The organism is Pseudomonas sp. 2VD, from assembly GCF_005503585.1.
In the GTDB taxonomy this organism is placed as follows: Bacteria; Pseudomonadota; Gammaproteobacteria; order Pseudomonadales; family Pseudomonadaceae; genus Pseudomonas; species Pseudomonas aeruginosa.
The window spans coordinates 1-1,736 of the sequence record NZ_SCND01000615.1 but is presented as its reverse complement, the minus strand read 5'-3'; the positions used below and the strand labels follow the sequence as shown (position 1 = coordinate 1,736).

Here is a 1,736-nt window from a genome sequence, read left to right as displayed (position 1 = left end):
ACATCCACCACAGCTTCCTGCCGTCCTTCATCGGCGCCAAGCCGTATCACCAGGCGTCGAAGCGCGGGGTCAAGCTGATCGGCGCGACCAGCCATTACGTGACCGAGGAACTGAGCCCTGCCTGTCGTAGCCGAACCGGCCGGATAACCGCGAAGCGTTTATCCGGCCTACCGATGAAGAGCGCCCGCGGGCGCTTTTTTCGTTCTCCAGGTCGCATTCGGTGAAACCATTCATCCATTGCGCTAAAGCTTCCGGGCTTGCCGCCGACAGACACGGCAAGCCTTGCAGTTGCGATCCAACTGGGGCTGTTCACGACAGCGCGCCCGCGCCTCCCGGATGCAAGAAACCATGATCAAAAGTCTCAAGTTCAGTCACAAGATCCTGCTCGCCGCCGCGCTGGTGGTGATCGCGACCTTCTCCCTCTTCACCCTCTACAACGACTCCCTGCAGCGCACCTCGATCCGCGAGGACCTGGAGGACTACCTGCACGAAATGGGCGAGATCACCGCCAGCAACGTGCAGAACTGGCTGAGCGGGCGCATCCTGCTGATCGAGAACCTGGCCCAGACCCTGGCCCGCGACCACAGCCCGGAGACCACCCAGGCCCTGCTGGAACAGCCGCTGCTGGGCTCGACCTTCCTCTTCACCTACCTGGGGCAGACCGACGGCACCTACACCGCGCGCCCCACCAGCGACCTGCCGGCCGACTACGACCCGCGTCGCCGCCCCTGGTACAACGCCGCCACCAGCGCCGGCCAGACCACCCTCACCGAACCCTACATGGAGCCGGCCATCCACGAGCTGGTACTGACCATCGCCAGCCCGGCGCGCCAGGGCGGCCAGCCGTTCGGCGTGGTCGGCGGCGACCTCAGCCTGCAGACGGTGGTGAAGATCATCAACTCGCTGGACTTCGGCGGCATGGGCTACGCCTTCCTGGTCAGCGGCGACGGCAAGATCCTCGTCCATCCGGACAAGGACCAGGTCATGAAGAGCCTCAGCGACGTCTACCCACGCAACACGCCGAAGATCGGCAGCGGCTTCAGCGAGGCCGAGCTGCACGGCAACACCCGGATCCTCAGTTTCTCTCCGGTCAAGGGCCTGTCCGGCCTGGACTGGTACATCGGCATCTCGGTGGACAAGGACAAGGCCTATGCCATGCTCACCAAGCTGCGTACCTCGGCGATCGTCGCCGCGCTGATCGCGGTGGTCGCCATCGTCCTCCTCCTCGGCATGCTGATCCGCGTACTGATGCAACCGCTCACCGACATGGGCCGCGCCATGCAGGACATCGCCCAGGGCGAAGGCGACCTGACCAAGCGCCTGCGGGTCACCAGCAACGATGAATTCGGTACGTTGGCCAATGCCTTCAACCGCTTCGTCGAGCGTATCCACGAATCGATCCGCGAGGTCGCCGGCACCGCTCGCCAACTGCACGACGTGGCGCAACTGGTGGTGAACGCCTCGAACTCTTCGATGGCCAACTCCGACGAGCAGTCCAACCGTACCAACAGCGTCGCCGCGGCGATCAACGAACTCGGTGCCGCCGCCCAGGAAATCGCCCGCAACGCCGCCGATGCCTCGCACCATGCGTCCGACGCCAACCACCAGGCCGAGGACGGCAAACAGGTGGTCGAGCAGACCATCCGCGCGATGAACGAGCTTTCCGAGAAGATCAGCGCCTCCTGCGCCAACATCGAGGCCCTCAACAGCCGCACGGTGAACATCGGCCAGATCCT

Annotated in this window: 1 protein-coding gene and 1 pseudogene; both read left to right on the top strand. The window is 64.6% G+C overall.

Annotation, left to right across the window (positions count from 1 at the left end; all coding sequences use genetic code 11):
* Positions 1-113 (top strand): annotated as a pseudogene (locus FFS27_RS32415) (formyltransferase family protein); the annotation flags it as partial.
* Positions 114-348: 235 nt separating this feature from the next.
* Positions 349-1,736: methyl-accepting chemotaxis protein PctB (gene pctB / locus FFS27_RS32410; protein ID WP_137952536.1), on the top strand; the 1,388-nt coding region annotated here is incomplete at its 3' end.